19 protein-coding genes and 1 tRNA gene are annotated in these 25,375 nt (G+C 62.6%); 11 read left to right on the forward strand and 9 right to left on the reverse strand.

The features are described from left to right. Positions 1 to 547 precede the first annotated feature (547 nt). From RCO31_RS27500 to RCO31_RS27535, 8 genes are all read left to right on the forward strand, one after another. The gene (locus tag RCO31_RS27500; RefSeq protein ID WP_308971556.1) at positions 548 to 1,468 is read left to right on the forward strand and encodes a LysR family transcriptional regulator; all 921 of its coding nucleotides are present in this window, start codon (positions 548 to 550) and stop codon (positions 1,466 to 1,468) included. A 65-nt stretch (positions 1,469 to 1,533) separates the two neighbouring features. Then, positions 1,534 to 2,811 (forward strand): 4-aminobutyrate--2-oxoglutarate transaminase, encoded by a 1,278-nt coding sequence (gene gabT, locus RCO31_RS27505; RefSeq protein WP_308971557.1) that lies wholly within the window; start codon positions 1,534 to 1,536, stop codon positions 2,809 to 2,811. 227 nt (positions 2,812 to 3,038) lie between these two features. Then, positions 3,039 to 4,136, forward strand: a complete 1,098-nt coding sequence (locus RCO31_RS27510; protein ID WP_308971558.1) for an ABC transporter ATP-binding protein — start codon at positions 3,039 to 3,041, stop codon at positions 4,134 to 4,136. Positions 4,137 to 4,184: 48 nt separating this feature from the next. After that, positions 4,185 to 5,249 (forward strand): ABC transporter substrate-binding protein, encoded by a 1,065-nt coding sequence (locus RCO31_RS27515; RefSeq protein WP_308971559.1) that lies wholly within the window; start codon positions 4,185 to 4,187, stop codon positions 5,247 to 5,249. 6 nt (positions 5,250 to 5,255) lie between these two features. Continuing rightward, positions 5,256 to 6,179, forward strand: a complete 924-nt coding sequence (locus tag RCO31_RS27520; RefSeq protein ID WP_308971560.1) for an ABC transporter permease — start codon at positions 5,256 to 5,258, stop codon at positions 6,177 to 6,179. 3 nt (positions 6,180 to 6,182) lie between these two features. Further along, complete coding sequence (locus tag RCO31_RS27525) at positions 6,183 to 6,977, forward strand: ABC transporter permease (RefSeq protein WP_308971561.1); 795 nt, start codon at positions 6,183 to 6,185, stop codon at positions 6,975 to 6,977. Between the two features lie 17 nt (positions 6,978 to 6,994). Further along, complete coding sequence (locus RCO31_RS27530) at positions 6,995 to 8,596, forward strand: amidohydrolase (protein ID WP_308971562.1); 1,602 nt, start codon at positions 6,995 to 6,997, stop codon at positions 8,594 to 8,596. 48 nt (positions 8,597 to 8,644) lie between these two features. Continuing rightward, positions 8,645 to 9,652 (forward strand): arginine deiminase family protein, encoded by a 1,008-nt coding sequence (locus RCO31_RS27535; RefSeq protein WP_308971563.1) that lies wholly within the window; start codon positions 8,645 to 8,647, stop codon positions 9,650 to 9,652. Between the two features lie 32 nt (positions 9,653 to 9,684). Here the strand turns inward: RCO31_RS27535 and RCO31_RS27540 are convergent, their stop codons facing one another. Further along, positions 9,685 to 9,990, reverse strand: a complete 306-nt coding sequence (locus tag RCO31_RS27540) for an ETC complex I subunit (RefSeq protein ID WP_308971564.1) — start codon at positions 9,988 to 9,990, stop codon at positions 9,685 to 9,687. Positions 9,991 to 10,387: 397 nt separating this feature from the next. Between RCO31_RS27540 and RCO31_RS27545 the strand changes: the two genes are divergently transcribed. Then, positions 10,388 to 11,596 carry an OpgC domain-containing protein gene (locus RCO31_RS27545; RefSeq protein ID WP_308971565.1) on the forward strand — a complete coding sequence of 403 codons (1,209 nt, stop codon included), beginning with the start codon at positions 10,388 to 10,390 and terminating at the stop codon, positions 11,594 to 11,596. Positions 11,597 to 11,629: 33 nt separating this feature from the next. Here RCO31_RS27545 and RCO31_RS27550 read toward each other — a convergent pair whose 3' ends face one another. From RCO31_RS27550 to RCO31_RS27565, 4 genes are read right to left on the reverse strand one after another with little or no spacing between them, the layout of a single operon-like run. Next, on the reverse strand, positions 11,630 to 12,712 hold the full coding sequence (locus tag RCO31_RS27550; RefSeq protein ID WP_308971566.1) for an ABC transporter ATP-binding protein: 1,083 nt from the start codon (positions 12,710 to 12,712) through the stop codon (positions 11,630 to 11,632). Continuing rightward, a complete protein-coding gene (locus RCO31_RS27555) occupies positions 12,712 to 14,463 on the reverse strand; it encodes an iron ABC transporter permease (RefSeq protein WP_308971567.1) in 1,752 nt (583 codons plus the stop codon). Before RCO31_RS27555 ends, RCO31_RS27550 begins: the two co-directional genes overlap by 1 nt. A gap of 21 nt (positions 14,464 to 14,484) precedes the next feature. Next, positions 14,485 to 15,525: an extracellular solute-binding protein gene (locus tag RCO31_RS27560; protein ID WP_308971568.1), complete on the reverse strand. Its 1,041-nt coding sequence runs from the start codon at positions 15,523 to 15,525 to the stop codon at positions 14,485 to 14,487. Between the two features lie 51 nt (positions 15,526 to 15,576). Continuing rightward, a complete protein-coding gene (locus RCO31_RS27565; RefSeq protein ID WP_308971569.1) occupies positions 15,577 to 16,404 on the reverse strand; it encodes an enoyl-CoA hydratase/isomerase family protein in 828 nt (275 codons plus the stop codon). A 154-nt stretch (positions 16,405 to 16,558) separates the two neighbouring features. Between RCO31_RS27565 and RCO31_RS27570 the strand changes: the two genes are divergently transcribed. Then, positions 16,559 to 17,299 (forward strand): IclR family transcriptional regulator, encoded by a 741-nt coding sequence (locus RCO31_RS27570; RefSeq protein WP_308971570.1) that lies wholly within the window; start codon positions 16,559 to 16,561, stop codon positions 17,297 to 17,299. Between the two features lie 156 nt (positions 17,300 to 17,455). Here RCO31_RS27570 and RCO31_RS27575 read toward each other — a convergent pair whose 3' ends face one another. Next, positions 17,456 to 22,306, reverse strand: a complete 4,851-nt coding sequence (locus tag RCO31_RS27575) for a metallophosphoesterase (protein ID WP_308971571.1) — start codon at positions 22,304 to 22,306, stop codon at positions 17,456 to 17,458. 278 nt (positions 22,307 to 22,584) lie between these two features. On the opposite strand from RCO31_RS27575, the gene RCO31_RS27580 reads away from it, so the two are divergent. Next, positions 22,585 to 23,586, forward strand: coding sequence for a LysR family transcriptional regulator (locus RCO31_RS27580; protein WP_308971572.1), 1,002 nt, complete (start codon positions 22,585 to 22,587; stop codon positions 23,584 to 23,586). A gap of 89 nt (positions 23,587 to 23,675) precedes the next feature. On the opposite strand, the gene RCO31_RS27585 is transcribed toward RCO31_RS27580, so the two are convergent. The 3 genes from RCO31_RS27585 to RCO31_RS27595 form a co-directional block, all read right to left on the reverse strand. Beyond that, positions 23,676 to 23,752 (reverse strand) — tRNA-Pro (locus RCO31_RS27585). A 217-nt stretch (positions 23,753 to 23,969) separates the two neighbouring features. Continuing rightward, positions 23,970 to 24,635: a class I SAM-dependent methyltransferase gene (locus RCO31_RS27590; RefSeq protein WP_308971573.1), complete on the reverse strand. Its 666-nt coding sequence runs from the start codon at positions 24,633 to 24,635 to the stop codon at positions 23,970 to 23,972. Between the two features lie 149 nt (positions 24,636 to 24,784). Then, positions 24,785 to 25,270, reverse strand: a complete 486-nt coding sequence (locus tag RCO31_RS27595) for a DUF192 domain-containing protein (RefSeq protein ID WP_308971640.1) — start codon at positions 25,268 to 25,270, stop codon at positions 24,785 to 24,787. Positions 25,271 to 25,375: the final 105 nt, after the last annotated feature.

Genomic DNA, 25,375 nt, shown 5'->3' on the forward strand with positions numbered 1-25,375 from the left:
GAGCGGGATGCGGTGGCCGTTACGATGCCGGGCCATAGGCGAGCGAAGCGACGCCGTTCTTCGAACGGCTATGGAAAGCGCCGGAGAAATCCGTGTGATGCCCGAAGGCAATCAAGACGTCGGTACGACGGACGGACGGTCCAAGTGCATGTCCGGGCGACAGTTCGCACGAGCCGGGCGAAGCCAGCGAAAGTGGCGAGGCCTGGGGACATGCAGCAAGCCGTGAAAAGAACCATCGCGTGCGGAGCGCAGGCGTTGAGCCTCCTCCGTGGCAGTTTGCCGTGTGCCTTCCAAAGCACACGGCTGCCGTATGCCCCAAAGGCATGCGGCGCCGCGGGCGCGGTCAAACGTCCAGCGTTCCGCACAGCCCTTTCGGGCCAAAGGAAAGCGCAAGAAGACCGGCAAGCCTCGGGCCGGACAAACAGGGGCGACGATGCACGTCCGTAGCTCGAAGCGGCTACAGGCCGCAAACCCCACCCTTCCCACGGCCGGAGAGGTGCGGTACGCCACTCCGGCCGGGGCAGAGTCTGTCGAGAGTTGCGGGTCGATGCGCCTTCCATCCCTAAATGCCATGAGAGCCTTCGAGGCGTTCGCGCGCACCGGGAGTGTCAAGGCGGCGAGCGACGAGCTGGCCGTGAGCCCGACGGTCGTCTCGCGCCACCTGAGGAATTTGCAGCTCGATCTCGACGTTGCGCTTGTCGAGCCGCGTGGGCGCGGCCTGCTGCTCACCGCTGCCGGCGAAGCCTTCCATACCCAGATCCGCCGCGCCTTCGAGATCATGCGCCAGGCGAACGACGACATCCGTCCAGACCGCCGACGCAGCCTGACGCTGTGGTGCATTCCGGGCATCGCCAATCATCGGCTGCTGCCGGCGTTACCGATATTGCAGAGCCGTCTCGGAAATTACGAAATCGTTCTGCAGCCCACACTGTCGCGACCGGACCTTATGCGCGGCGAGGCCGACGCCGAAGTCATCTGCATCAACGGGCTGGAGGCTCATGCCGACGTCAGGACCGAACTGATCGCGCACCCGCTGGTGCATGCGGTCGCGAGCCCGTCGTTTCAGTCGCGCTTTCCAGAGGTCAGGACGGCCGCCGATTTCCTGAAGCTGCCGCTGATCCATGAGGCCTCGACACTCTATTGGGAGCAGTGGCTGGAATACTCCGGCGTTACCGACTTCCCGATGCTGCGCGGCCCGCGTCTGTGGCACGCACACCTGACGATCGAGGCGGCACGGCTTGGCCAGGGCGTCGCGCTCGCCAACACGCTATTGGTCGAAGACGATCTCAAATCCGGCCGGCTGGTCGATCTCAGTCCGCATCCCGTCCGACTTGGCGGGTATTATTTTCTCGCTGCTGCCAAGCGGTGGGGCGATGCGGAGCTCGTGGTTCTGCGTCGCTGGCTGAAGGAGACACTGCAGAGCGGCGCGCCAAAGCGTGCATCAGATGCAGCAATTCATGTGGAATAAGCTGATTGTTCGGGCGCGAGGCGGCTTCTAGCGTTGCGTGACGTCTGCCTCAACCGGATCCTGCCATGCCGACCAATGCCGAACTGCTGACCCGCCGCAACAATGCGATCGTCCGCGGCGTCAGCCACGCGACACCGATCTCGGCGGCGCGCGCCTTGAATGCCGAGATCTGGGACGTCGAGGGCAAGCGCTATGTCGACTTTGCCGGCGGCATTGCGGTGCTCAACACCGGGCACTGCCATCCGAAGATTCTGGCCGCCGTTACCGAGCAGATGCAGCGCTTCACTCACACCTGCTTTCAGGTGCTGATGTACGAACCTTACATCGCACTCGCCGAACGGCTGAACGCGCTGGCGCCGATCCCGGGCGCGCTCAAGACCGCGTTTTTTACTACCGGCGCGGAGGCGACTGAGAACGCCATCAAGATCGCGCGCGCAGCGACCGGACGCTCCGGTGTGATCGCATTCACCGGCGCCTTTCATGGCCGCACCATTATGGCCTCGGCCATGACCGGCAAGGTCGTGCCATACAAGAAGGGTTTGGGTCCCGTGCTGCCTGACGTCTGGCACGTGCCCTTCCCTGTGCCGCAACTCGGCGTCAGCGTCGAGGATGCGCTCAAGTATCTTAGGTTTATCTTCAAGGCCGACACCGACGCGTCGCGGATCGCGGCAATCATCATCGAACCGGTGCAAGGCGAAGGCGGCTTCCACCAGGCGCCGCCGGAGTTGATGCGGGCGCTGCGCCAGCTGTGCGACGAGACCGGCATCGTGCTGGTGGCGGACGAAGTGCAAACCGGCTTCGGGCGTACCGCAAAGATGTTCGCGATGGAGCACTACGACGTCGCGCCCGACCTGATCTGCGTCGCCAAGAGCCTCGCGGGCGGCTTTCCGCTGTCGGGCGTGATTGGCCGCGCCGCGATCATGGACGCGGCCGACCCCGGCGGACTTGGCGGCACCTACGCGGGCAATCCCCTCGCCTGCGCTGCAGCGCTTGCCGTACTCGACGTGTTCGAAGAGGAACGGCTGCTTGAACGCGCGGCCGCGCTAGGTAGCCGGCTCACGGCGCGGCTGCAGAAGTTCCACCTGCAGAACAACCTGCTGCCGATCGATCGCATTCGCGGCCTCGGCGCCATGGTTGCGTTCGACATCGTCAGGGAGCGCGGCGGCGCAGAGCCCGACGCGGATGCAACCCGGCGCGTGGTGCAATACGCCTATGAAAACGGCCTGGTGCTGCTCTCCTGCGGCACCAACGCCAACACCATCCGTATCCTGACGCCGCTGACGGCCGAGGATACCGTTGTCGATGACGGGCTGGATATTCTGGAGGCGGCGCTTGCACAGTAAGAGGTCACCACTGACACCCGTTCAAAAAAACCACGATTGGCGTGCAAATTAGATGATTGTTGCGTCTCGGACGATGCGCCACGTTTTGGGAACCCGGGGCAATCGGGCCAACGGCTCGCGGGGAGCCGGTAGAATGGATACGCGGGTCAAAACGCGCGTATGACGCTGAGTGTCATGAAGCTTCTTGGACAAGGTTCAAACCGGACAGCCGCAGGACGGACCCGGCTATGACGGCCGGTCGGATCGGCCACGATCTCAATGTCGCCGGCCTCTCGAAGTTCTACGGCGAATTTGCCGCGCTCGACGACGTGTCGCTGGCGGTCAGGCGCGGCGAATTTCTTACCCTGCTTGGACCGTCAGGCTCCGGCAAAACCACGCTTCTGATGTCGATTGCAGGCTTCGTGCAGCCGGACCGCGGCGATATCCTGCTCGATCAGCAGAGCATTGCCCACCTGCCGCCCGAGCAGCGCAATTTCGGTATGGTCTTTCAAGGCTATGCGCTGTTTCCGCACATGACCGTGTTCGACAATGTCGCGTTTCCGTTGCGGGTACGAAAACGTCCTACGGCCGAGATCCAGGACAAGGTCAATGCCGCGCTCGATCTCGTGCAGCTTGCCTCGCGCGCCGACCGCTATCCGCGCCAGTTGTCGGGCGGCCAGCAGCAGCGCGTCGCCCTTGCGCGCGCCATGGTGTTCACGCCACATCTGCTTCTGCTCGACGAGCCGCTGAGCGCGCTCGACAAGAACCTCAGGGGCGAACTGCAGGACGAGCTGAAGCGTCTGCACAAGCGGGTCGGCCTTACCTTCATCTATGTCACTCACGACCAGGATGAAGCGCTGTCGATGTCGGACCGGATTGCGGTCATGCGCGACGGCAAGATCGTCCAGCACGGCGCCCCGAGCGAGCTCTACGACCGGCCGGCGACGAGGTTCGTCGCCGATTTTCTCGGCAGAAGTAATTTCCTGCGAGGCACCGTCGATGCTCACGTCGACGGCGGTTTCGTGCTGTCCCATCAGGGCGCAAAGGTCTCTCAGGCGATTGGAGACGGTGAGCGTCCGCCGCTGGGCAAGCAGGTGGTCGTCGCGCTGCGGCCGGAAAAAATCGCGATCACAGCCGATGGCGGCAGGCCGGACAACCTTCTCAGAGGCGTCATCGCCGAGTGGAGCTACTTCGGCGCCCAGTTCCGCCTTGTCGTCGACACGCTGGAGTTCGGCGCCGTCGCTGTGGTCGTCCCGGCATGGAAGCACGGCGAGCCGCCTGCCGCTGGTCAGCCGGTGGCGATCGGCTGGGACGCCGGCGCCGGAACTCTCGTCGCCGACAACTGATCTTCGAGCCTGCAAATGATCGCCCACATCAAACCGAGAGCCGCTCCCATGACCAGCATCGACAACTCGTCCGCGTTATCCCGCCGCAGCCTGCTCAAGGGCGGCGCCGCTGTGATCGCTGCCCCTGCCGTTCTGACCTCGCCGCTTGCGCTCGCCCAGCAGCGCAAGGAGGTGGTGCTGGTGAACTTTGGTGGCGCCGCGATGAAGGCGTTCGATGAAGCCTACGTTCAGCCGTTCGCCGCGCAAGGCGGCCGCATCGTGCTCGACGGCAGTGGCGCGCTGAACGGCAAGATCCTGACGATGGTGCAATCGGGCAAAGTCACCTGGGATATCTGCGACGCCGGCATCACCACGCTGGCCGAACTCGGTCCGCGCAACGCGCTGGAAAAGATCGACTACAGCATCGTCGACAAGGCGAAGGTGCCAGCCGAATTCGCCTATGAGAACGGCGTGGTGAACTACATGTTCTCGTCGGTGCTGGCCTGGGATACGGCCAAGGTGAAGGAAACGCCGACACTCGCCGACTTCTTCGATCTCAAGAAGTATCCGGGCCGCCGGATGATGCGCAAGGACTCTCAGGCGATGCTCGAGCTGTGCCTGATCGCCGACGGCGTGCCGCAGGACAAGCTCTATCCGCTCGACACCAAACGTGCCTTCGCCAAGATCGAAACGATCAAAAAGGACGTGCTGTACTGGAACAGCGGCGCCGAGAGTCAGAGCCTAATGCGCGATGGCGAATGCGTGATGGGTCTGTTGTGGCACACGCGTGCCAATGTTCTGAAGGGGGAGACGCAGGGCCGGATCGCATACACCTTCAAGGACGGCTTGCTGCAGCCGGGGCTTTGGGTCGTGCCGAAAGGTAATCCGGCAGGTGCGGAGGCGTTTCGCGCCATCGCCTCGATGCAGCAGCCCGAGGGGCAGGTGAAGTTGCTTGCCGCGATGGGCAACGGACCGTCCAATCCGGCGGCACAGGCCCTGGTACCGCCCGACCTGCGGGCGATGAATCCGGCCGATCCGGCCAATGTGGCGGTGCAGGCGAAGATCAATGCCGCCTGGTACATCGAGAACCACTCGAAGACCTTCCAGGCCTATCTCGACTTCATCTCGTCCTGATCCGCCATGCGAGCAATGCTGTCGCGTCTGGCTGCGATTGATCCGGCCCCGACGATCGGGGCCGATCCTTCGCGATCGTCTTTAGCGCGCCGCCTGCGGGTCGGCGGATCGGCGCGCTACTGGCTGCTGATGACGCCGGCATTGGCTCTGATGATCGTCTTCTATGTCTATCCGATCTCCCGGGTGCTCTGGATCAGCGTCACCGAGCCACAGCCGGGGTTGGAGAATTTCGAGCTGCTTCTGACCAGCGCCTCGATCCATAAGATGCTCCTGACCACAGCGCGCATCAGTGTCCTGACTACGTTGATCACACTGGTCCTGGCGTATGTGGTCGCCTACGCCCTGGTCCACGCCGGCGAGCGTGCGAGACGCTGGATGTTCCTGGGCGTGATCGTGCCGCTGTGGATCTCCGTGCTGGTACGCGCGTTCGCCTGGTTCGTGCTGCTCCGCCGGGAAGGCCTCATCAACAACATTCTGATGACTAGCGGAGTCGTCGACAGTCCGCTCAGCCTGATCTGGAACGAAACCGGCGTCATGATCGGCATGGTTCACTACATGCTGCCGTTCGGCATCCTGCCGATCTACGCCAATATGCGCGACATCGATCAGCGCTGCATCGCAGCCGCCCGCGGACTCGGTGCAACGCGCAGCGAGGCGTTCCGCAAGGTGTTTCTGCCGCTGTCGATGCCCGGCGTGGTCGGTGCCGGCATTCTGGTGTTCATGTTTTCGCTCGGCTTCTTCGTGACACCCGCCATTCTCGGCGGCGGCAAGACGCTGATGATCGCCGAGTACATCAAGGTCCAGATCCTGGAAGTCGTACGCTGGGGCGTCGGGACCATGCTGGCCGCAACGTTGGTGATCGTCATCGGTGCCCTGCTCGCCGTGCTCAGCCGCTTCGTCGATCTGCGCAAGTTGTTTGGATCGATCTAGGCCATGAGCGCGTTTCCGTCCGCCGGCATTTCGATCGCGACACGCTCGATGGCGTGGCTGATCATCTGCTTCCTCGTTCTTCCGATCACCATCGTGTTCGCGGTTTCGGTCACCGACCGGCCCTACCTGTCCCTGCCCCACGACGGCCTGTCGCTGCAATACTACCGTAGCCTGCTGACCAGCCGGGCGTGGCATACAAGCATTCTGCATAGCCTGGTGATCGCCGCAGCCTCGACGGCGATCGCAGTGGTCGCAGGCACGCTTTGCGCGATCGGTTGCTGGCGACTGGGCAACCGCGCCAGCAACGCGGTGCGGATGCTGATGCTGGTGCCGATCATCGTGCCGACCGTGGTCTATGCGCTCGGCATCTATCAGTTCTGGGTCGACCTGAAACTGATCGATTCCTATACCGGCGTGATCATCGCCCATGCGGTGACCGGGCTTCCTTACGTGGTCATCACCGTTTCGACGGCACTCGCCGGCTTTGATCCGCGGCTCGAGCAGGCCGCCCTCAGCCTCGGCGCCAGCATGGGTCAGACGCTGCGGATGGTGATCATTCCAAACATTCTGCCAGGCGTCATCTCGGGCGCGATCTTCGCCTTCATCCATAGCTGGGACGAACTGATCATCGTGCTGTTCATCGCCGGCCGCGGCGTGTTCACGCTGCCGCGGCGGATATGGGACGGCATCAATGAAAGTCTCGATCCGACGATGGCCGCGGTCGCCTCCGTGCTGGTGCTGACGACCGTAGTTCTCCTGCTGATCGACATCGCCATCCGTGCGCGACGCACGCAATAACCGAACTGATAACAACCATGCCCAGAAACAGCGACCTGACCCCCGATAAAGCGCTGGCAGTGAAGTGGATCAACGACAACGTTGCGCAGTTGTCCCGCGATCACATGACGATCTGGAATCTTCACGAGCCATCCTGGCGCGAATACAAGTCCTCGGCCTGGTACGTCGAACGGCTGAGGGCCGAAGGCTTCGACGTCGAAGCCGGCTCGGGTGAGATGCCCACCGCCTTCGCAGCAGTCTGGTCGAACGGCGACGGTCCGACCATCGGCGGGTATGCCGAGTATGACGCGGTTCCGGGCGCGTCACAGGATCCAGTGCCGCGGCGTCAGCCTCGCGTCGGTGTCAACCGTCACGCGGCAGGCCATACCGATCCGCATTCCGCGCTCGGCATGGGATCTTTCACGGGCTTCCTGGCGGCCAAACACGTGATGGAGCGCCACGGCATCAAGGGCCGGCTGAAGTTTTTCGGCGAGCCGGCCGAGAAGATGTGCGGCTCCAAACCCGTTCACGCGGCCAAGGGCTACTACAACGATCTCGATGCAGCGATCAGCTTTCATCCGCATTCCTTTCCGAGGCTCGCCAACAGCTGCTTCTGGGACACGCACAGTGCCCCCTATTGGAGCCGGATCTACACATTCGAATGCGACAATCCGGAAACCTGGCAGAATGCTGGCGCCGTGACCGGCGTCGCCCACGGTCACTCGGCCGCGCGCGCACCGGGCGCGATCGATGCGGTCTGCCTGATGTACACGTCATCCAAATACATGAAGGAGTCGATGCTGCCGCATCACGGCAGCTGGAGTTTGAACGAGTTCATTCTGCATGCGGGACAGGCGGCAGCGGACAATATCGCGCCGGGTCTCGCCCAGATTCAATATTCGCTGCGCGCTCCAACGCTCGACATGTGCGCGCGCGTGTTCGAGGTGCTCGACCGCAACGCCGAACATTGCGCGGCGATGACGCACAGCAAGGTTACGGCGAACTGGATCACCCGGACGCGGGCTGGCCTTGCCAATCACGCCATGGCTGAAGTCACCTGGCGCAATTTCGAGGCGATCGGCGCGCCGCAATGGGACGAGAAGGCGCGCAGTTTCGCCCGCGAGATCCAGGCCAGTCTCGACATTCCGCCGATGGAGGATCCGTTCACGCCGGAGATCCAGCACCTGACCGCACCTTGGGACGGCGAGAAAGCCTTTCGCGAACAGCTGCCGTCCTGGCAGACCAATCTCGCGGCCGACGACTATGTCGACTACACTTGGCACGCACCGACTGTGCGTCTTTATGTCGGCCGTCCGACCTTACGCGCGCCAAACCCCGGCTATCGCTATCCCGAGTGGACGCGTCATGCGATGGGAGGCGTGCCGGCCTGCATCGATCCGATGTGGCTGACCGCCGGCAAGGTGATCGCGACGACCATTCTCGATCTGCTGAGCGATGGCGTCTCACTGGACAAGGCGAAAAGCGAATTTCGCGAACGTACAGGCGGAGGAATCGGAGGCACCTCGTGGATCGCCCCGCTGTTGCCCGCCGACTTCGCGCCGCCGGTCCATTACCGCTGGCCGGAATACGTCACGACCGTACGCGGCCAGGAGTGGACGATTCCAACCGCCGCACCTTAGCCGCATCGCAGCAACACCGATCATTCCCCTTCTAAAATAGAGACCGCCATGTCGATCATCTCGGAACCAGAATATCGCTACAACATGCTCATCAAGACGTTCGCCTCAAGGGCTGAGCCGGCCTTCGAAGCGGAAGCGCAACAGGTTGAGGTCTGGGGCCGCCGCTGGGGCTGCAACAATGATGTCGGTCAGATTCGGATGGTGCTGATGCATCGTCCCGGACCCGAACTGAATATCGTCGATCCGAACAAGCGTCTGCCGGACATCGGAGCGTTCGGCGATCCGGCCGAGGGATGGTACTGGCGCGGCGATACTGTTCCAAATCTGGCGGCCCAGCAGGCGCAGCACGATGCGCTCGCCAGTGCGTTGCGGGAGGAAGGCGCGGAGGTCGTCTATGTCGACAAATGCGCGCCGGGCAAGATGAAGACGGTCTATACGCGCGACAGCGTCATCGCCGTGAACGGTGGCGCGATCGTCACGCGTCTGGGTCCGCCGATCCGTCGCGGTGAGGAATTGCCGGTAACCCGTACGCTCGCCAGTCTTGGCATGCCGATCCTGCGCACGATCTCCGGTACAGGCCTGATGGAAGGCGGTAGCTTTGCCTTCATCACGCCCAAAGTGGCCGTGGTCGGCCTGTCGAGCCGGGTCGACGAGGAAGGCGCGCAGCAGCTCGAGGACGTGTTGCGCACGCAAGGCGTGGAGCTTCTGCGTGTGCATCTCACCGGCTACCGGCTGCACATCGACGGCATGTTCGTGATGATCGATCGCGACGTCGCGTTCGTGAACCCGACGCTGCTGCCGTTCTGGTTTCTGGAGAAGCTGAACGAGCTGAAGATCCGACAGATCGAAGTGTGCCCGGATGATCAGAACTGGGTGATCAACTGCCTGGCCGTACGTCCCGGCCATGTGATCGTGCCCGAGGGGATCTCGCCGCGCACTATGGAGAAGTTCGCCAAGGCCGGCATCACGACGCGCGTCGTCGCCTACGATAAGGTTGCCCTCGGCGGCGGCGGCATCCACTGCTCTACGGCGCCGCTGATCCGCGATCCGATCTGAAGGGCGCAGCTACGCAAGAATGCTGCGCGGCCTCAATGCGTCCAGGGCTCGCGCCGCTTGAATGCGAAGTTGTCCGAATAGGCGGCAATCCTGCGCTGGGCCTCGTTCGGTTCCAGCACCTGGTAGGGGATGCCATGGCGCTCACAATAGGCGATGGCCTCCTCCTTGGTGTCGAAACGCACGGTCAGCTGCTGTTTCATGTCGGTCGACGACGTCCAGCCCATCAGCGGCTCGATCATGCGCGGCTGCTCCGGCTCGTAGTCGAGCTGCCATTCGCGGCTCGTCGCCGAGCCCGATTGCATGGCGTTCTTGGCCGGCCTGTAAATGCGCGCTGTCATGGTCGAAACGAGCCATTCCTTGTCGAAAACCGCTGGTTGCCGGGTTCTAACGCCCGGACGCGCTCGCGGCAAGCACCGCTAAGAACCTTGAACCGAGGGTAGATACCGCAGACAAATACTAGCAGCCCAGCCAGGTAAGGGATTTCGGCGTTGGTAACCGCGATTCGTCAAATCCCCACGCGAGGCTTTTCCCCACGTGGTCCTGGGCTGAATTAGATTTGAGTTGATTTGACCGATCTGCGATGCGGGCCTGGGGTCACGGGGGCCGTGGAATCGGTATAGTCCGTTCTGCTCGGGCTTACAATCCGGGCGGGCCGTCTTACCATATTGGCTGTTTCCCCGTTTTGTTGTCCGTTTTGTCGTCCCTCACGGTAACTTTTCAAGTCGATCGGTCCGCATGAGCAATATCCAAGCCGTACTTCCTCCCAGTGGCCGCGACCTCCGGCTGGATCTTTTTCGCGGCATCGCCAACTGGGCAATCTTCCTCGACCACATTCCGCACAACGTGGTCGCCTGGGTTACGACCCGGAACTATGGGTTCAGTGACGCGGCGGACCTGTTCGTCTTCATCTCCGGCTACACCGCTTCGTTCGTCTACGCGAAGGTGATGTTGGAGCGCGGCTTCCTGATCGGCACCGTGAAGCTGATGAAGCGGGTCTGGCAGCTCTATGTCGCACACATCCTTCTGTTCATCATCTACATCGCCGCAATCGGCTACCTCGCACAACGCTACAACGAACCGCAGATCATCAACGAATTCAACGTGGCGGGCCTGATCGACAATCCGGTTCAGACGATCTTTGAAGGGCTGCTTCTCAAGTTCAAGCCGGTCAATCTCGATGTGCTGCCGCTCTATATCGTGCTGATGGCGGCGTTTCCGTTCGCGCTGTGGTGCCTGCTGCGCAAGCCGGACCTGACGCTCGTCGGGTCGATCGTGCTGTACTTCGCGGCCCGGACGTTTGGCTGGAATTTCCCCGGCTTTCCGTCGGGAGGCTGGTACTTCAATCCGTTCGCCTGGCAGCTGCTGTTCATGTTCGGCGCCTGGTTCGCCCTCGGCGGGGCGATGGATTCGCGCAAGCTGATCCGATCCAGATGGCTGCTCTGGGTCGGCACGGCCTATTTGCTGTTTGCGATGGTCATGACGCTGGCCGGCAGCTTTCCGCGGCTCGCGGCACTCTTCCCAGAGGATGTTTTCAAGGCCTTCAATCCGAACGACAAGACCAATCTCGCACCGTACCGCGTCATACACTTCGTCATCATCGCATTCTTTGTCACGCGGTTCGTGCCGCGCAACTGGAAGGGTCTGGAGTGGGACGGCTTTCGTCCGGCCATCCTGTGCGGCCAGCACTCGCTGGAAGTCTTCTGCTCGGGCGTCTTCCTTGCCTTCGTCGGGCATTTCCTGCTGATCATGAACCCTGCCCTGTGGATGCAGTTTCTGGTCAGCTTTGGCGGCATCGGCCTCCTGTGCGCCATCGCCTATCTGAAGGACTGGTCGGCGAAGCTGGACAAGAAGCCACCGCGGGTCGCGGAAGATGGCGTGACGCCCATCCGCAAGGTCGGCCCCTCCATCCTGACGCGGCCACCACGCAGCAAGGACGCCGCCTGAACCTCACGGTCCGGTTGGCGCCTCGCGCAAGGCTCAGGCGTTCGCGGGCGAGTCTTCGACCCGGACGATTTGCGAGGGGTCGATCCTGAGCCAGACCGGCTGGTGCATTTCCAGCGCATTGGCCGGCGAAGAAACGACGCGCAGGCGAAGTCCGGATTCGGCGGCGAAGGTGTAATCCCATGTCTCGCCAAGGAATGTACGGTTGGCGATCTTGCCCGGGATCACCGGCCGGGTCGCTTCAGCCGGCTGTGCCGCGAACACCTCCATGCTTTGCGGTCGCACGGAGAAGGTGGAAACGCCCGCCGGGATGCCGGTCGTGCCAAGGCTGGATTTTGCGACATTGAAGCCGGTGAAATCGACGACGTCGCCGTTCGGGCGCCCCTCGATGAAGTTCGTGCGGCCAATGAAACCCGCCACGAAGCGGGTCTTCGGCGTGCGGTAGATGTTTACGGGCACGTCGAGCTGATCGACCTTGCCTTTGTTCATCACGGCGATCCGGTCCGAAATCGCCATCGCCTCGGACTGGTCATGGGTTACATAGACGGTCGTCATGCGGAACTCGTCATGCAGCCGCCTGATCTCGCCGCGCATTTCCTCGCGCAAATTGGCGTCGAGGTTGGAAAGCGGCTCGTCGAGCAGCAAAACCTCCGGCTTCACGACGATCGCGCGCGCCAGCGCAACGCGCTGCTGCTGGCCGCCCGACAACTCGTTCGGGTAGCGGTCGCTCAACTGGTCGAGCCGCACGATCGACAGCATCTCATTGGTGCGGCGTACGATCTCGTCTCTGGGGCGCCTTCTGGCGCGCAGGCCAAAGGCGACGTTCTCGAACACCGTCATGTTCGGCCAGATCGCGTAGGACTGAAAGATCATCGACATGTTGCGCCGTTCCGGCGGCACCGACGCGGCCGGCGACGAAAGCAGCCGGTCGTTCATTTCGATCGTGCCCTCGGACGGATCGATGAAGCCCGCGATCATCCTCAGCGTCGTGGTCTTGCCGCAGCCCGACGGACCGAGCAGCGAAACGAACTCACCTTCCTGCAGCGCAAGGTCGATGTGGTCAACGACGGCGGTCGAGGCATAGCGTTTGGTCAAACCCTTGAGGTTCAGTTTTTGCATCAGTTTCGCCTCAGCATAAAGTCGCGTCCGAGGACGCGCATTCCCGCCAACACCACGGCTGTGGTCACGAACAAGAGTACGACGCCCATCGCCGCCAGGATCTCATAACGACCCTGCTCGCTCAGATCGAGCGTCAGCACGGAGATCACCCGCGTCTCGGGCCCGGACAGGAATACGGCGGTGGAGAGCTCACGAGTTGCCAGCACGAAGGTGAGAATCCAGGCGCCCAGGAGCGTCTTCTTCAACAGCGGCGCCACGACCCGCCGCAGCACCATCAGCCGGTTGCCACCGAGAATCCGCACCGCCTCCTCGAGCTCCGGATTGATGCTGCGAATTCCGGAGCCGACGGTTACAAACGCGATCGGCATGAAGCGGGTGATGAACGCCACGATGATGATGAGGCCGGTGCCGTAAAGGTAGAATGGCGCGCCGGCATAAGCAGCATAGAAACAGATCGCCAGCACGATGCCTGGAATGATGACCGGGCTGAGCGCGAGGAACGACAACACCGGTGTCAGCGGCAACAGCCGACGCTGGACGATGTAGGCGACCCCGAAGCCGAAGGCGCAGCAGAACGTTGCCGTCACGGCAGCATAAGAGAAGGTATTCCACATCGACTGTCGCACCGTGAGTTGCTCGAAGAAGATGTGATAGAAATTGTACAGTGTGAGATTGTCGATCGCGAGGCCCCTGCCCCACGCTTTCGCGAATGCGCACTGAACCAGCACCACCAGCGGAAGCAGCACCGTGACCAGTGAGATTGCGAATGCGTAGGCGGCAAGCAGCCACTTCCACGGACCAAGCCGGACGATCCGACGGTCACCGCCCTTGCCTGAGACCGAAACATAACTGCGGTTCGACAGCAGCAGGCGCTGGATCCAGAGCAGCAGGATGGTAACCAGGATCAACGGCATCGAGAATGCGGCCGCGACTTCCACACGCAAAGGATGCTCGAAGAACGTGGCGAGCTGCGTGGTGGCGACGTTGTATCGCGCCGGGATCGCAATGAGCGCCGGTGTTCCGTAAAGCGCGATCGATTCCAAAAACACAAGAATGAAGGCGCCGAGAATGGCCGGCAGTGCCAGCGGCAGGGTCACCTTCACCATGGTCCGCAGCGTGCCTGCACCATGGACGGCAGCCGCCTCCTCCATCTCCGTCGAGATCAGGTCGAGCGCAGAGCGCGTGAACACGTAGATGAGCGGAAAGGCATAGATGCCGACCACGAAGCAGAGGCCCCAAAACGAAAAGAGGTTGAAGGGCCCCGTCGCCGTGCCGAAAATGCCGACCCAGATCCTGTTTAGCCAGCCGGCATTGGGGCCGGCCAGCAGCATCCAGCCAATGGCACCGAGAAAGGTGGGGATGATGAATGCGGCGATCACGCTCGCATGCGCCCAGTTCCGTCCCGGCATGTCGGTCCGCGACACCGCCCAGGCGAGCGGCACGGCCATTGCGGCTGCGATCAACGAGGCGAAGCTTGCCATCCACAACGTGTTGATCACGGCCTGAATGTGCCGGGCGCGGCTGAAGGCGGAGATGTAGTTGGCGAAGGTGATCTCCGTGCCGTTGACCTGCCTGAAGCTGTCGATGATCAGCCGCAGCAGCGGATTGACGATCAGGAAAGCCAGAACCAGCGCCAGCAGGATCCAGAGAATGAGCATCGGATCGAACGCCCGCTTCGGGCGCAGGCTGCTCTCGCGCGCTTTCGGCAGCGAAGGGATCGCGGCCGCGCTATCCGCTCTTACGTCCACCATGATGATAAAGCCCCAGCACGATCAGATTCCGAAGGTGTCCCGCCACTCCTCGATCACCTCTGGAATACCTTTCACGATTTCGTCCACGCTCGGCTGGATCAGCTTCATTTCCGTAACGCGAAGCACGCCAGGTCGCGGGTCGACGTCGGGCCGCAGCGGACTACCAAACTCATCGCGGGCAATCTCGGCCGCCTCCTTGCCGTAAAGGAACTCGACGAACAGCTTTGCCGCGTTCGGATGGCGGCTGTTCTTCATGATCGCCGTCGGCGAGCTCATCAGCACCGCCCCTTCTTCGGGAATGATCACACCGACCGGATTGCCGCGCGAGGCCTGCAAGTACGCCAGACTGCCGGGCCCCGCCGCAACGAGGCGTTCGCCGGAGGTGAGCATCGTCACCGTATCGATGATCGAGCGACCGATCTGCGGCTTGCGTTCGGCCAACGTCTCGAAATAGCTCCAACCGTAGAGCTTCTTCATCTGCACCGTCCAGACGCCGACGAAGCCGGAAAAGCCCGGGTGCCCCACCGACACCTGGTTCACCCATTTCGGGTCCAGCAGCGCCTTCCAGGTCTTGGGAGCGTCTTCGGCCTTTACCTTGCTAGTGTTGTACAGGATCGACACGAACGTCGCCGACGTCGTATGAAACTGGTCGTCCTTGTCGACATTGCGGAACACCGGCGCAATCTGCTCCATAGTCTGAGGCTTGAAGCTCATGAGCAGGCCGCGCTGCTTCAATGACACGCAATGACCGATATCGGTCGTGGCGAACACGTCGCAATTCGGCACGTTCGCCTGGATGTCCTGGCTGAGACGTTGGTAGGCAACCTGCGCCGTGGTCCGCACGACATTGACCTTCACGCCTGGATATTTTTCCGTGAAGGTCCGGCCGAAGCGCTCGCCAGTCTCCGAATTGTAGTGGGCGACGTACCAGGTGAGCTCGCCCTCTTTCTTCGCCGCCTCGTACAGCGATTTCTCATAGTCGCTCATTTGTGCGGCGGCTCCGCGTGGGCTCAGCGTGGCCGCAAGGCCGGCGGCAACGAAAGTCCTGCGATTCATACCCATGGTATCCTCCCCGAACCTCGAGCCTGTGTCTGCTCGTTGGTTTTTGTTTGCCTACCGCCCTGAAAAGCGCGGCGGGCGTTTTTCATGGAAGGCGCGAAGGCCCTCCTTGATATCGTCACTTTGGAAGCAGGCTTGCGCGCGCTCCTCGAACGCCTTGCGATCAAGCTCGTGGCGCGCGATTTCGTTGATCGCCCGCTTCATGCCGGCAACCGACAACGGCGCCATGCTTGCAAGATCCTTGATCAATTCATCGACAGTCGCGTCGAGGCGACCTGCTTCGCATAGCGAGGTGAGATAGCCGATGCGGAACATCTCCTGGGCGTCGATGCGGCGCGCAGTGAGGAAGAGCAATTTCGCCGCATTGACGCCAAGCCGGGTCACGTAACGGACCATGCCGCTCTCATAATAGTGCAGCCCGAGCCGGGCCGCCGGCATGAACATCTGGGCGGTGGCATCGCCTATTCTGAAGTCGCAAGCCAACGCGAGGTCGGTGGCGCCGCCGTAGACGCCGCCGTTGAGCCGGCAGATCGTCGGCACGCGCAGGTTCTCGAGCCTATTGACCATATCCTCGAACGCCATGTTGCGAGGCGCCGGCGATGCCGGCGTCTGCTGCGCCGAGGCCCGGTCCTGCAGATCGCCGAGATGATAGCCGGATGAAAAGATCCGTCCCGTGCCGGTCAGCACCAGCAGGCGGATCGCGGGATCCTTCTCGATACGGTCGAAGAGGTCGGACAGCGCTGCGACGTCGTCGGGTTCCAGCCGGTTGGCGACCGCCGGGCGGTTCAGCCGGATCGTCGCGGTCCCCTCCTTTATCGAGAACAGCGGAGGCGTCGCCTCCACAGCCTGATCGACCTTTGCTGCGGCCTTGGCGACGGACATCAACCCTCCAAAATTCCCCATGCTGTTCCTTGAGTTGGAACAACTTGTTCTTTATAACGGTACGCTAGACAAGGTTACCGGCGATGTAAAGGCGCCGGGCCGTCGCATGCGTCTGCGTCCGCCGGCGTACAATTTTGGCAAAGCAAGAACGACAATGGATAGCGTCAAGTCCGTCCTTCGCATCATCGAAGCCGTAGCAATCTCACCCGAGATCGGCGTGTCCGATCTCTCCCGCCAACTGCAGCAGCCGAAGACCACCGTCCAGCGAGGGCTCATGACCTTGCATGAAGCGGGGTGGATCAGGCCGACCAACGAACCGCGCCGGCGATGGAAGATCACCTCCAAGCTTTTCATGTTGAGCCGTTCGGCGGAGACGGAAGCGCGGTTGCGACGAGCGGCGCTGCCGATCATGCAGGCCTTGCGTGACGAGACGCAGGAGACGACACATCTGATGGTGCGCGAGGAGCGCCATCTGGTCTTGATCGAGCGAGTGGATTCGCCGCTCGCGCTGCGCACGGTGCGCGATCTCGGTTCACGCTCGCCGTTGCATACCTCGGCAAACGGCAAGGCCTTTCTCGCACACCTGACGGCCCGCGAACAGGAAGACTACCTGGCCGGCAAGCTGACGGCACTGACCGAGAACTCGAAGATCGACCCCGATCTCATCCGCAAGGACATCACACAGATCAGAAGGCTTGGATACGCGACCAACATTGGCGAGCTCGACCTGCACGTTCATGCCGTCGCAGCGGCGGTGATGAACCAGGATGGGCGACCGGTCGCAGCGTTGTCGATCTCGTGCCCTTCGTCCCGCCTTCCCATCGAGAAGATGCCGTTCTTCGGCGAAAAGGTCATTGCCGCCGCGCGTGCTGTCTCGCAGCGGCTGGCAGTGTGACTGCCAGCCATGTGCTGGTTGTCGCGCTCCTAGACGTGGACTATCCGCCCAGCATCACGTGACCGCCGGGCCGCCGGAACAGCAGCGCAACGCGGCAGGCGTATCTGATGCGATGCTGGGACGGGAGCACGGCCCGGCCCAGCATCTGACCGAACCTCAGACGAACCGGAAGTCGTCGGCAGCCAGCGAGGTGAGCTGAACGTTGCTCAGTGTCAGCGAGGTATCGGCGTCGATCGCGACAGTCACATCGCGGCCAACCTGCTCGGCCGCATCGAGAAGGGCCGCGTAGTCGGCGAACAGATCGGTTGAAAACTCCAGCACGTCGGTATTGGCACCGCTCGCGCTGAAATCCTTGATCACGTCCCGTCCGAAATCCGACGCGAACACGAAGATGTCGCGGCCGGAGCCGCCGGTCAACGCGTCGTCGCCGCCGCCGGCAATCAGCCGATCGTTGCCGCTGCCACCGTCGATCGTATCGTTGCCATCGCCGCCGATGAGGATGTCGGCGCCGCTGCCGCCATCGAGCTGGTCCTCGCCGGCGCCGCCGTCAACGACATCGTCGCCGGAGCCGCCGCGCAGGACATCGTCACCGATACCGCCGTCGACCCGGTCAGCGCCGCTGCCTCCATCCATGCTGTCGTTGCCGATGCTGCCGGCGAGCGTATCGTTGCCACTGCCACCGTCGATCGCGTCGTCGCCAGCCCCACCGTCGACGACGTCGTTGCCGTTGCTGCCTGTGACACGATCGTTCCCGGAACCGAGGGCGACGGTCTCGATTCCGGCGAACGTATCGCTGCCGATGTCGGTGCCGGTGGCGGTTCCGGCCTGCAGGTTGAGCGTGATAGCGCCCGTCTGCTCGGAATAGTCGAGCATATCGTTGCCGGCGCCGCCCTGGATCGTATCGTCACCGGCATCGCCCTTGATCAGGTCGTCGCCGGCGCCGCCGGCCAGCGTGTCATCGTCCTCACCGCCGTCGAGAACGTCGTCGCCCGAGCCGCCATCGAGCTCGTCGTCACCTGCCATGCCTGTCAGTTCGTCATCGCCGTCCTTGCCAGTGATGACGTCGTCGCCTGAGCCGCCGACGAGGGTGTCGTCACCGTCCGTACCGACGATGACCTGGTCGCCAGGCTCCTCGACCGCCGGGGTGATATCCGTCACGATGACGTTGTCGAAGGTGAGGCCCTGGTTACCCCAGGAGTAGAGGCCAAAGGTGCCCCTCTCGTTGCCATGGTCCTCAATGGGATAGTAGAAGATCGCCTCGCCATTGAGATAGGCGGTGATCTTCTGGTCGACGATGTCGAGGCGCAGCTTCATCGGCTGGCCGGGTTCGTACTTGCCGGGCACTTGGCCGAGGATTTCCTCGACGCCATTGCGCATGCGTACGAGATTGAACACGCTGCCGGCACCATTGCCCGGATTGCGGTCGAGCGTGCCTTCGGCGTCGAGCTCGAGCTTGTAGAAGTTTCGTGCGTCCGTGTAATGGAAGAGCAGCCCGAGCCCGTCGTTGTCCGGCGTCTGCACCGTGGTCTCGATGGAATAGTCGTCCCATTCCCGTGCGGCCGGATCATTGTAGAGCGCGTAGGTTCCGACGCGCAGCACGTTCACGCCATCGCCGAGCGGGCTCCAGCCGCGCTGCCAGTAGTCCGGATTGGTGGCACCGTTCCAGGTCAGTTCGCGGCTCTGCAGATCTGTGGTCTGGATGAGCTTTCCATCCCGGATGAGCCATTCCGATGACTTGCCGTCCGCGCCGATGCCGCCGAACTCGCCTTCGTCAACGATTGTCCAGCGGGACAGCGATGCCGGTGCCGAAAAGTTTTCGGATACGAGGATCTTCTCCTTCGCCATCACCTCGACATTGACGCGATCGGTGGCGGTCCTGCCGCCGGCGTCTGTCACTGTGAGCGTGAGTTCGTGCCGGCCGGCACCGAGCTCCACGGCAGGATTGCGGCCGGTCGCGATCTCGTTGCCGTCCGCGTCGGTCCAGCGCCAAGTCACAATTTCAGCGAGGCCGAACGAGCCGCCGCCATCGAGCGCAACCTCAACCGCGCCGTCGCCATCGAGATCGAACAGGCGCGCATCTTCACCCGCATGTGCGGTGAGGCCGGCGCGTGTGACCGCGATGTCGTCGAACCTTGTGCTGCGCTGCTCGCTCGAATAGAGCCCGACCGCGCCGTGGGTCAGCGCATTGTTCTCGTCGACCACCGGCCCGCCGAACACGTTGCGGTCGCCGAGGAAGACGTTGATCTCATTGTCCACGATGGCAACCTTGAGCATCAGCTCGACGTTGAACTGGTAGCCCATTGCGGTCGAGGCGAGCACGGTCTCAACTCCGTCCTTCACCTTGACCAGCTCGCGACGGTTGGTCTCGCCGTCCATAGTGAAGCGGTAATAGTTCAGGTCATCCTGATAGTAGAACAGCAATCCAACCGTATCGTTGTCGGTCGAGGTGATCGACGCCTCGAACACGTAGTCGGACCACGTCTGCGCCCCCTCGCCGGTCCACACGAGCTTGTTGTTAGCAGCGTCGGACATGTCCCAGAGCGCAGCTTCAGGCGACGGCACGCCGTCTTCCGCGTCCGGACGCGAGAAGACCGTGCCCTTGAGCAGGAACGGTCCGGTGGTGCCGCCCTCCCCAAGCCCGACCTCGCCCGGACCGAAGGTCGGAGCGAGATCTGGCGCGTTGAAGTCGAACTGGGTCGAGTTCGGCGTCGGCGGCGTCGTCACGATGCCGCCTGCCTTCGGGCCGCCGAGGCCTTCTATTTCCGCGGCGGTATAGACCTTGTCCGTCACCAGCACGCTCGACACGTAGAGAGGCGAAGTCTCGCCGTCTTCGTCCGAGAACAGCAGCGCACCCTTGGACGCGTCGAGAGTATAGCGGTCGGCAGCCACGGTCTGCTCGCCCACCTTGGTGCCGTTGATGTACTTGCTGAGCTTCAGGTTGCCGTCGCCCTGATCCTCGAACACGAAGGCGACGCGCTGCCACGCATCGAACTGGAATGTCCCCTGGTAATTGCCGCCGATGCCGATACCGCCGGTTGTCGCGCCGGTCTTGTGGATGAACAGGTCGCCGTCGCTGTTATTGGCGATGTCCGTCTGGAAGAGCGCCGTGTAGGCTGAAGCCGTCGCGCTCGGCACATAGATGTCGTAGACGAGCGAATAGGACTTGACGGCCGTGCCGGTGGGCGCACCGGGAACGGGCGAGAGCTGCAGCTTCTCGCTGTTGGCGAGCGCCGGCACGAACGCGACCTTGTCAGAGGCGCCGAGCGCCGGGATGCCGTGGGATGCCGCATCGCCGACGGTGATCTCGACGCCCGCCGCCGGGCCGGTCGCCCAGCCGTTGGCATTGCCGTCATTGAAATTCTCGACGAGCAGCGTGTCGTCGCCGCGTACGATCACCAACACCTCGTCGGTCGTCTTCATGCCGCTGGCATCGGTGACGGTGAGCGTCAACTCGTGCTTGCCCAAGCCGAGATCGACGGTCGGTCGCGCCCCCGTCGCGATCACGTCGCCGTCCTTGTTGGTCCACGAATAGGTGAGCGCCTCCGATTTCGGGTTGAGCGATCGCGAGGCATTGAGCGTGACCGCCGCGGTATCGGCGCCATCTTCCGCTTCGATGGTGAGATCGTCGCCGGCCTTGGCCATGGCGAAGAGTTCCGGCGTACCGACATCGACGTCCTCGAACGTCTCCTGGTGCCCGCGATACTCGCCGGTCAGGCCGTCCCGGTCGAGCTCGGGCTTGACGCGATAGCCGTCGAGGTAGTCGTCGAATTCCGTGAAATAGGTCTCGGTCGAGATCGTGTTGTTGTCGGGATCGACCACGACGAGCCGCATGGCGCCATTGCCGCCGCGGTTGCCCAGCGCCTCATTGCCGTTACCCGTGATCTCGCGCGAGATGCCGTTCTGATAGTTGACCAGCATCTCGAAGGTCGAATTGCCGTACTGCGAGTAGCTGACGTTGGTCTCCGCACCATCGCCGAAGATGTGGCCGGAGAACGTCATCGTGACATTGGGATACTTGGCGATCAGCTCGCGGTAGACGGCCTCGCCGTCGTTGGCGCCCTGAGGGTCGCGACCCATCCCGTAGTCGTAGCCCGCGCCCTCGTCGTAGAGCGGTCCGCCGAGCGCGTCGTGGCGGCCGGCATAATCGGTGAGCGCGTGCGAGGCGATGATGACGCGATGGTCGAGATGGCCTTCGATCACTTCACCCGCCCAGCGGATCACGTCGTCACGCGGGCCGAACTCCATGGACAGAACCAGCCACTTCGTACCGTCTGGCGCAGTGAAGGTGCTGTAGCTGTTGCGGCTGCTGTCCGGTTCCTGATCGTAGACGCCGCCGAAGGTGTCCGGATTCGTGGCCTTCTGCTTCTCCGGCGAGAAACGCTCGTCAAGATAGACCGAGGAATGATCGGCTGCCGTGCCGCCGGTGGCCTGGTCGTGATTGCCGGGCAAAAGCGAGTAAGGAATCTTGCCGTCGAGCTTGCGCAGCGCGGCTTCAGCCACGTCCCATTCGCCTGGCCGGTTGTTCTGGGTGATGTCGCCGACATGGATCATGAACTGAATGTTGTGGCTGTCCTTGTTGTCGACCAGCCACTGCGTCATGTCTCCGAAGATGTGCGAGAGCTCCGGGTGATCCGTATAGTCCTGGGTGTCCGGCAGCACAGCGATCGTGTAGGCGTTCTCGCCGGCGACGCGTACGCGAAAATAGTCGCTGACCACATGGCCGCTCGCGTCGGTCGCCGTCACCTTGACGTCCGAGAAGCCGAGTTCGCCGAAGTCGAGCACGAGCTTACCGTCGTCGCCGACCGTGGCGTTCACGATCTCACCGAGAGCCGTCTGCACCGTGTAGGTCAAGCCTTCGCCGCGGAACACTGTCGAAAGGTCGATCACCGCATTCTCGGCGTCCGGCGTCACCATCACGTCGTCGATGCGATTGACGACTTCGACCGGAGCGGCCGAAGGCGTTGCGCTTGTCTCGACCGGAGTAGATGCAATGGCGAAAGTCGTCATGGTTCAGTCCCCATTTTGAGCCTCACGCAGCTCGCGTCGTCGTGGTGACGGATGGTTAGGCGAGGCCCATGACGGCTTCTTGAAATGCTCAGGCGCCGTCGCATCGAAAGTATCAATAGGCCTCATCGACAAGACCGATGGCTGCATCGGCTCGCTCATGTCCCGCCACGGCCGGATGCGTCATAAATCCGCAATTGGAAACGACGATGCTTGTTGAAGATGCTCATTCAAGGTGGATCGGCCCGCCGACTTGAGTCTCCGAGGGCTGCTGCACAGAAGTGTCCATCAAACAGCTCCGCGCCTTCCATGTGGTCGCGCTCTGCGGCGGCTTCTCACGCGCAGCGCGCGAGATCTCGATCGGCCAGTCGACGCTGTCGAGCCAGGTAAGACAGCTCGAAGCTCTATCCGGCGTGCGCCTGTTCGAGCGCAAGCAGCGGGGCGTCGTCCTGACGCCGGAAGGCCAGACGTTATTCGAGGTCACGAGGCGCCTCTTCGCCGCGGAATCGGAAGCGCGCGCGTTCCTGCGCTGCGACGTCCGACGTGCCGGCGGGCACCTTCGCCTTGCCGCGGACGGCGCTTTTCATCCCGTCCAGATCCTCACCAACCTGCAACGGGACCGCCCGCAGCTGACCTTCACGCTCAGCCTCGGCAACTCAGAACAGGTGATCGAGCACATCCTGAACCATCGAGCCGACGTCGGCATCACGGCCCGCCTGCCGGCGGATCGCCGCCTCCATGCCCGGCCCATGTTGAGCATGGGCATCGGCGTGTTCGTGCGCGCCGATCACGACTGGGCCGGCCGGTCTTCGCTCGCCATGAAGGACCTTGGCGGGCGGCCCTTCGTCATGCGAGAGCGCGGCTCGGTCACCCGCGAAGTGTTCGAGCGGAATCTCGCGGCTCACTCCGTCGGAGTAGGACCAGTGCTGGAAGCCTCGACGCCGGAAGGTGTCCGCGAACTGGTCGCTGGCGGCTTCGGGCTCGGAATCGTTGCGGACCGCGAGTTCGGGTACGACTCGCGACTGCGTTTCCTGCCTCTCACGGATGCCCGGATCCTGATCGAGGAATACACGGTCTGCCTCGACGAACGGCGACGCCTGCCGCTCGTTCGCGACTTCATGGCCTGTGCCGAATCGCTGTTCCGGCCCGTCGAGTCCCGCATCACTGACAACCTCACCAAGGAGCCACAGACGGCGGCCTCGACAGGCTCCGACTCGTCCCCGGCATGCCAGCGGAAGTGCACATCCACACCGGCGAATGCTCCGCCGTGTCCTTCTTCGTAAGCCCTCTTGCAGACCAGATCGCCCGAGCCTTCAAGGAGGAACGAGAAACAGAGCGAAAAGCGTGTACGCGTTTCTCTCCACGGGTGGATTGGTCGGGGCGGCAGGATTCGAACCTGCGACCCTCTGCTCCCAAAGCAGATGCGCTACCGGACTGCGCTACACCCCGACGGCTCTAAGTGGTACGTTTTCCTTATGATTTCCGGATGGCGGGCGCAAGGCGGATTTCGCTTCTGAGGGAACGAAAGGGAGCCAAAGGCACCGCAGCGGAACAGAAAGTCCCGTATCCCGCACGAAAGAAGCGATATCCGGAAAGTACATGCCGCAGAGTCAGTCCCGGATGTCGCTTCGCTCATCCGGGCTACCGATTAATCAAGGCGTCTGCGTCAGAGCTTTTCGATGGCTATCTGATAGGCGCGATGAAGCAAGCGGTATTGCCCCTCGTGCGCGGCCATGAACTCGTCGATGCCGAGCTTCGGCCGCTCGAGTTCGTTTTCCATCAAGTTCCACTCATAGTCATCGAACAGAACGATGCCACCCGGCGCCATCAATGACCAGGTCAACACCGCGTCGCGATAGACATCCGCCGCCATGTGGCTGCCGTCGATATAGGCGAGATCAAAGCGGCGGCCGGCGATGCCAAAGCGGGGCAACGTTTCCGCCGAGCTCCCCTTGATCTTCTCGAGGCGGCCCTCGAACGCTGCGAGATTGGTGTCGAACCGTCTCTCGCTGTTGCGGGCGAGATCCGCAAAATACGGATCCTGATGATGCTCGGCACTGCCCGTGAATGGATCGATGCAAACGATACGACTGAGCGGTAGATAATTCAGAAAGAACAGAGCCGAGCGGCCTTCCCATGAGCCGATTTCGAGTAGCCGCACCGGCTTTTGCCGGAAGGGATACAGCAACTCGGCCCAGTTGAAAAAATGGTGCCCGGCCCAGTCGGTCGAAAACGTCTTGCCGTCCTCCCACTGCAGGATCTCGGCTCTGGAGAGCAAGGCAGTATCGTCCTGCGACAGAAAGGCACGATCTTCGTCGGGATTGGTGCTCATGAAGCGACCCCTGCACTGCACTGCTGATCCCTGCTTATCAGCTACGCAGAAGGCGCTTTCGTGACCGGCCGGCGGAACAATGCAGGTCACAGCACGCGGCTGCATCTGCGGGACAAAGAGAGAGGACGCCTCTACGCAGACCGGCCGTCTCAGCGCCGGTCAAACAGCGGATGCCCGACACGATCACCGGGAGCGATGCCGTACTTCTTCGCGGTTCCGCCAATAACCTCGAGCACACCGCGTACTGGCCCGCCTGCGGGAATGATCGCTTCCGATTCCGGTTTGGTGTTTTCGGCGATGCGCAGGATCCGGCCGTCGGCACGAATGAAGATCATGTCGAGCGGGATGTAGGTGTTCTTCATCCACATGGACACGTTCTGCTCGGGCGAGAAATCGAACAGCATGCCCCGCCCTTCCGGCAGCTCGCGGCGATACATCAGCCCCTTCGCGCGCTCGTCCGGCGTCCGCATCACTTCCACGGAGAACACGTGAACGCCCGACTTTGAGGCAATCTCGAGCGTTTCCAAACCGGCGGCGTTGGCAGACGCCAGCGCGCTGCAGAGCCAGGCAAGCACCAGCGCCAGCCGGAGATGCGGCCATCGCCGCGCCGTCGATGCAAACTGAAACAACGCCATCTGCAACACCCATACGCCGCGCCCGTGCTGCGGCATGCGATTGCATGAGCATATCGCACGGGCGACGGTCAACAAGTTGCGGGAACAAACCGCCGTGATGCCGCG

Origin of the sequence: Bradyrhizobium sp. LHD-71, assembly GCF_031157255.1 — a bacterium.
Taxonomy (GTDB): Bacteria; Pseudomonadota; Alphaproteobacteria; order Rhizobiales; family Xanthobacteraceae; genus P52-10.